Genomic DNA, 6,304 nt, shown 5'->3' with positions numbered 1-6,304 from the left:
CCGATGTCGTGCAGCAGCGCGGCGACCAGCAGCAAGTCGGGGCGGCTGACCCGGCGGGTCAGCGCGGCGGCGCGCACGGCGGCCTCGACGAGGTGGCGGTCGACGGTCCAGGTGTGGACGGCGTTGCGCTGCGGGCGGCAGCGCACGCGCTCCCAGTCGGGCAGCAGCCGTGTGATCAGGCCCTCGGCCTCCAGCGCCTCCCACACCGGAACGGTGGACTCCCCCGCGCCGAGCAGCGTGACGAGTTGCTCCCTGGCCTCGGCGGGCCACGGCACGGGCAGCGGGCGCACGGCCGAGGCCAGGCGCCGTACGGCGTGCAGCGAGATCGGGAGCCCGGCCTGCGCCGCCGCGGCCGCGGCGCGCAGGGGGAGCACAGGGTCGCGCTCGGGGCGCGCGGCGCGGGCGAGCACGACCTCGCCGTCCTGCTCCACGACCCCTTCGGCGAGCGGGCTGCGCTCGGCCGCCGACTCGGCCGCGGAGCGCCCGCTTCCGCGGCCTCCGCGCCCGCCGAGCAGCCCCTTCAGCCGGGGCTTGGCCGAGCGGGCGCGCAGTACCCGGGTGACCTCGCGCCAGGTGACGTCCCCGGCGTACGCGATGGTGTGCGCCGCCTCGTACACCTGCCGCAGCAGGGCATCGGCGTCCAGCAGGCCCAGTTCCGCGGCGACTTGGTCCTGTTCCTGGAGCGCCAGCCGGTCGGTGGCACGGCCGGTGGCCAGGTGGAGGGCGTCGCGCACGTCCAGGAGCCGCCGGCGCGCGTCCTCCAACCCTTCGCGCGGGGCGTCGGCCAGCCAGGAGGCGGCGACGGCGCGCAGCGCGGTCACGTCCCGCAGCCCGCCCCTGGCCTCCTTGAGGTCGGGTTCGAGCAGGAACCGCAACTCGCCCTGGCGCTGGGCGCGTTCGACGCACAGCTCGTGGAGTTCGGTGAGGCGCCCCGGCGCCTGGCTGCGCCAGTCGGCGAGTACGGCGGTGCGCAGCCCGGCGGTGAGCCCGGCGTCGCCCGTGATGTGCCGGGCGTCCAGCAGCCCGAGGTGGACCTTGAGGTCGTCGCCCGCGGTCCCGCGGGCCTCGGCCGGGGTGCGGACGGAGTGGTCGAGGGACAGGCCCAGGTCCCAGACCGGGTACCAGACGCGGTCCGCGAGCGCGGCCACCGCGCCCGCGTCCGCCGACCCGTCGTGCAGGAGCAGCAGGTCGAGGTCGCTGCGCGGGGAGAGTTCCCCGCGCCCGTAGCCGCCGACGGCCACGAGCGAGGCGCCGCCCACTCCGGCCTCGCGGGCGGCGCCGTGGAACACGGCCGCCAGCCAGGAGTCGGTGAGCTCCGCCAGGGCGGTACGGCGCCGCGGCCCCGGCTGCGACTCCCCCTGGAGGAGTCGCAGCCGGGCCGCGGCGTAACCGCTGGGTCCCGGATCGGCGTTCGCCGTCGTCTCGTCGATGCTCTCTGCCGTCACCCGGGCTCCCGTTCGTTCGTATGGCCTCAGAGCGCGTCCGGGCCGCGCTCGCCGGTCCGCACGCGGACCGCCGATTCGACCGGGGTGCTCCAGACCTTGCCGTCGCCGATCTTGCCGGTGCGGGCGGCCTTCACGACGACGTCGATCAGCTGCTCTGCGTCGGCGTCCTCGACCAGCACCTCGACGCGGATCTTCGGCACGAGGTCCACGGTGTACTCGGCGCCGCGGTAGACCTCGGTGTGCCCGCGCTGCCGCCCGTAGCCGCTGGCCTCGGTGACGGTCAGGCCCTGGACGCCGAAGGCCTGCAGGGCCTCCTTGATCTCGTCGAGCCGGTGCGGCTTCACGACCGCGGTGATGAGCTTCATGCGTCCACCTTCTTGTTCTGCGGCTTCCGCGACTTCTGCGGCGCGGCGGCGGCCTTCTCGTCCTTGCTGTGGGCGGTCGCGCCGCGGCCCGTGGGGGCGCCGCCGACCGCGCTGAAGTCGTACGCGGTCTCGGCGTGGAAGGCCTGGTCGGCACCGGAGGTCTCGTCGTCCTCGCTCGCCCGGAACCCGATGGTGGCATCGACGAGCTTGGCGAGGATCCAGGACACCACGAAGGAGAAGGCCATCACGGAGGAGGCACCCACGGCCTGCTTGCCGAGCTGGTCGAGGCCGCCGACGCCGTCGATGGCGAGGAGGCCGACGAGCAGGGTGCCGACGACACCGCCGACCAGGTGGACGCCGACCACGTCGAGCGAGTCGTCGAAGCCCAGCCTGAACTTGAGGCTGACGGCCCAGGAGCAGATCGCGCCCGCGACGACACCGATGAGGATCGCGCCGAGGGCGTTGACATGCGCACCGGAGGGGGTGATGGCGACCAGGCCCGCGACCGCGCCGGAGGCGGCGCCCAGCGTGGTGAACGCGCCGTGCCGGATCCGCTCGTAGGCGAGCCAGCCGAGCATCGCGGCGCCGGTGGCGACCTGGGTGTTGAGCGCCATGGTGGCGGCGGTGCCGTCGGCGGCGAGCTCGGAGCCGGCGTTGAAGCCGAACCAGCCGAACCACAGCAGGCCGGCGCCCAGCATCACCAGCGGCAGGTTGTGCGGCCGCATCGGGTCCTTCTTGAAGCCGATCCGCTTGCCGACGACCAGGACCGCGGCGAGCGCGCCGACACCGGCGTTGATGTGGACCGCCGTACCGCCCGCGAAGTCGATCACGCCGAGCTTGTTGAGCCAGCCCTCGTCGACCGCCCACACCCAGTGCGCCACCGGGAAGTACACGACGCTGACCCAGAGGGTGATGAACAGCGCCCAGGCGCTGAACTTCACGCGGTCCGCGAGGGCGCCGCTCATCAGCGCGGGCGTGAGGACCGCGAACATCAGCTGGAAGAGGGCGAAGGCGAAGACCGGGATGCCCTCCTTGCCGCCGGTCAGCGTCTCCACGTCGATGCCCTTGAGGCCGACGAAGTCGAGGTTGCCGAGCAGCCCGCCGCCGAGGTCGGGGCCGAAGGTCAGGGAGTATCCGTACAGCACCCACAACACGCTGACGATGCCGAGGGCGATGAAGGACATCATGAGCATGTTGAGGGCACTCTTCACCCGCACCATGCCGCCGTAGAAAAAGGCCAGGCCGGGCGTCATCACCATGACCAGCGCGGCACTGATCAATACGAATGCGGTATCTGCGCCATTCAATGTCGACGTCTCCTCGAAAGCGACGGCCCGTGCGGGCGGGAAGAGGTGGGGCCGGGTTTCGCCAAGAGGTTGGCGCAGGCCGGTTTCAGTCGATGCCACACGGTGTTTCACCGCCGTGACGAAGGACATGGCCGTGTTACACGCGGATGAACTGCCCGGGGGCACGTCCCGTCGCCTCGATTACTCTTCCCCGGCTCATGGGACCGGCCGCGCCCGCCATCCGGCTGACTGGCACGGGGGAGCCGAGTCACTGAGTACGGAGGGCGGGCGGCGGCCGGGGATCGGGCGGGCGCCGCGGGGCGTCAGACGGCCTGCGCGGCTTCCACACTGTCGGGCAGCTGCAGGGCCAGCTGGTCGGAGAGGTGCGCGATCGCGGGGACGTCCGCATAGTCCCGCGCGGCGTTGTCCACGGTCTTGCGGAGCCGGGTGTTCACCCGCTCCGAGCGGACCCGCTTGGCCACCACGAGCGCCTTCTCCGCCATGGCCGCGGACTGCTCGGGCTCACGCTCCAGGAGGTGGACGGTGGCCAGGCCGATGAGGTTCAGCGCATACGACCGCTGGTGCTCCTCGTCCTGCCCGAAGAGTTCGACGGCCCGCTCCATCTCGGGCTTGGCCAGCGAGGTGTACGTGTGGCTGCGGCCGGCCACATACGCGAGGTCGCGGTAGGAGTGGGCGTTCTCGGCGTGCAGTTCGGCCTCGGAGAAGAAGCGGATCCAGTCCGGGTCGCCGTCGGCCGGGGTGGCGTCGGCGAAGGCGTCCTGGGCCATGCGCACGGCGCGGTGGCACTTGTTGGGCTGGCCCATGTTGGCGTACGCGCGGGCCTCCATCGCATACAGCATCGCCTGGGTCCGCGCGGTCGAGCAGTCCCGGCTGCCGTACTGCGCGAGGTGGAGGAGCTCCAGCGCGTCGTCGGGGCGGCCGACGTGGATCATCTGGCGGCTCATGCCGGAGAGGATGTACGAGCCGAGCGGCTTGTCCCCGGCCTCCTTGGCGGCGTGCAGGGCGAGGACGAAGTACTTCTGCGCGGTGGGCTGGAGGCCCACGTCGTAGCTCATCCACCCGGCCAGCTCGGCGAGTTCGGCGGCAACCCCGAACAGCCGCCGCGCGATCGGCTCCGGCTGCGGCTCCTGCAACAGGTCGGTGACCTCGTGGAGTTGGCCCACGACCGCCTTGCGGCGCAGACCGCCGCCGCACTGGGCGTCCCACTGCCGGAACATCACGGTGGTCGACTCCAGCAGCTCCAGCTCCGGGTCGGAGAGCTTGGTCGAGCGCCGCGGGCCCGACCTGTCGGCCTCGGCCGCGGCGGGAGCGGGGGCGGCGCCCGCCGGGGTGGGCACCAGCCAGCGCTGCATCGGCTCGACGAGGGCGGGCCCGGCGGCCAGCGCCAGCGAGGTGCCGAGGAAGCCGCGGCGCGCCAGCATGAGGTCGCTGCGCGAGAACTCGCTGATGAGCGTCACGGTCTGCGGTCCCGCCCAGGGCAGGTCCACGCCGGACACCGAGGGTGACTGGTGCGCCGAGCGCAGCCCGAGCTCCTCGACGGCCACGACGCAGCCGAAGCGCTCGGAGAACAGCTCGGAGAGGATCCGGGGGATCGGTTCGCGGGGCTGCTCGCCGTCGAGCCAGCGGCGTACGCGGGAGGTGTCGGTGCTGATGTGGTGCGCGCCCAGCTGCCGGGCGCGGCGGTTCACCTGGCGCGCGAGCTCGCCCTTGGACCAGCCGCTGCGCACGAACCACGAGCCGAGCTGGTCGTTGGGGTGCTTGTCGGCCTGCGCCCCACTACCGCCGTTCCCGCTCACTGGAAGGCTCCTATCCCGCACCTCGACGCCGTCATCCTTGACAGGCGTCCGCGAACCGTCCCCCAGGATGCCGCCCGTGCGGCTCCTGTCCCGTTGAAGTTCCCTGCTGCCCGGGCGGGCAGACGGTCCGTCATGCCTCCGGCATACCCAACAGGCTGCCCCGCCACGGGGGTTCGTGCACCGAACGTAATCCTACGATCACTGGCCCCGCGAGGCGAATTCTGGAATCGCCACCATTCGCCACCCCTTCGAATGAACTCCGTTGCCGCTCCTCACGATTCACTTGACAGGAGGCGACCGGAGACTGGCCGAGCGGCGCGCACCGGGGGCGCGCGAATGACCGCGCACCACCCGTCGAGCCCCGCCGCGCCGCCAGGATCACAGGGTGGCAACGGAACGTCACGGCGGTACTCCATGACGTAACCCTCATGGACCGCGACCCGTTGGAGGGGGCATGGGCTTCACGATCGGCGGCATCCGCGACAAGCGGTCCGGCTCACGACGGCGCGGCCGCGCGTCCGAGTGCACGGCCGTGGCCGAGTACACCGGCCTATGGGGATGGGACGTGGTCCCGGGCGCCCGCGCGCGGCGCGGCCCGGACGGCGGCGCGAGCGAGTGCTCCTGCGGCCGCTCGAACTGCCCCTCCCCCGGCGCCCATCCTCTCGGCTTCGCCCCCGAGGTGCAGGCCGGGGCCACGCTGGAGAAGGTCACCAAGGCCTGGTCCGAGGTGCCGGGCGCGGCCGTACTGCTCCCGGTGGGGCGGGCGTTCGACGTGATCGAGGTCGCCGAGCCGGCGGGGCGCCGCGCGCTGGTCCGGCTGGAGCGGATGGGGCTGCCGCTGGGACCGGTCGTCGGGACCCCGCACGGCCGGGCGCAGTTCCTCGTCGCGCCCGGCGGCGCGGCGGAACTCCCCTCGCTGCTCTACCGGATGGGCTGGGACGACGCCGGCCTCGACCTGCACGGCCTGGGGCCCGGCAGCCACATCACCGCCCCGCCGTCCGACCTCGCGGGCCTGGGCCCGGTGCGCTGGCTGCGCCCGCCGACACTGGACACCGCGGGCCGCCCCCCGCAGGCCCGGCTCCTGCTGGGCACACTCGCCTACGTGACCCACCGGCTGGCGGTCTGACCTGCCCTCGTGCCGCCGGCCGGCGACGGAAGGGGCCCCTGCCGCTGACCACGGCGGGGGCCCCTTCACTCTGCCGTCGTGTCCACCCGTACGCGCGCGTACGGGNNACGATGCCGCCCTTGGCCGTCCCGTCCAGCTTGGTCAGCACGATGCCGGTGATGTCCACGACCTCGGCGAACACCCGCGCCTGGACCAGGCCGTTCTGGCCGGTGGTGGCGTCCAGGACGAGCAGCACCTCGCCCACCGGGCCGTGCTTCTCGACGAC

The 6,304-nt window shown here is 73.1% G+C and carries 5 protein-coding genes and 1 pseudogene; 1 reads left to right on the top strand and 5 read right to left on the bottom strand.

What is annotated here, in order from left to right; translation table 11 throughout:
- The 4 genes from AOK16_RS18370 to nsdA all read right to left on the bottom strand — a co-directional run.
- A partial coding sequence (locus tag AOK16_RS18370; RefSeq protein ID WP_240483636.1) for a [protein-PII] uridylyltransferase occupies nt 1-1,445 on the bottom strand: 1,445 nt, incomplete at its 3' end.
- Between the two features lie 26 nt (nt 1,446-1,471).
- Complete coding sequence (locus tag AOK16_RS18365; RefSeq protein ID WP_055473323.1) at nt 1,472-1,810, bottom strand: P-II family nitrogen regulator; 339 nt, start codon at nt 1,808-1,810, stop codon at nt 1,472-1,474.
- The gene (locus AOK16_RS18360) at nt 1,807-3,117 is read right to left on the bottom strand and encodes an ammonium transporter (RefSeq protein WP_055473322.1); all 1,311 of its coding nucleotides are present in this window, start codon (nt 3,115-3,117) and stop codon (nt 1,807-1,809) included. Before AOK16_RS18360 ends, AOK16_RS18365 begins: the two co-directional genes overlap by 4 nt.
- Before the next feature lie 302 nt (nt 3,118-3,419).
- Nucleotides 3,420-4,913: a transcriptional repressor NsdA gene (gene nsdA / locus AOK16_RS18355; protein WP_055473321.1), complete on the bottom strand. Its 1,494-nt coding sequence runs from the start codon at nt 4,911-4,913 to the stop codon at nt 3,420-3,422.
- 454 nt (nt 4,914-5,367) lie between these two features.
- On the opposite strand from nsdA, the gene AOK16_RS18350 reads away from it, so the two are divergent.
- Entirely contained in the window at nt 5,368-6,039 is a 672-nt protein-coding gene (locus AOK16_RS18350) for a bifunctional DNA primase/polymerase (protein WP_055473320.1), read from the top strand.
- Nucleotides 6,040-6,146: 107 nt separating this feature from the next.
- On the opposite strand, the pseudogene AOK16_RS29330 reads toward AOK16_RS18350, so the two are convergent.
- A pseudogene (locus AOK16_RS29330) lies at nt 6,147-6,304 on the bottom strand (signal recognition particle-docking protein FtsY); the annotation flags it as partial.

It is taken from the genome of Streptomyces pathocidini (assembly GCF_001418495.1).
In the GTDB taxonomy this organism is placed as follows: Bacteria; Actinomycetota; Actinomycetes; order Streptomycetales; family Streptomycetaceae; genus Streptomyces; species Streptomyces pathocidini.
The sequence above is the reverse complement of the archived record's forward strand: the minus strand, read 5'-3'. Positions and strand labels throughout refer to the sequence as shown.

Coding starts and splice junctions, on each gene's coding strand:
- AOK16_RS18365 (WP_055473323.1), bottom strand. CDS start 1,810: ATGAAGCTCATCACCGCGGTCGTGAAGCCGCACCGGCTCGACGAGATC.
- AOK16_RS18350 (WP_055473320.1), top strand. CDS start 5,368: ATGGGCTTCACGATCGGCGGCATCCGCGACAAGCGGTCCGGCTCACGA.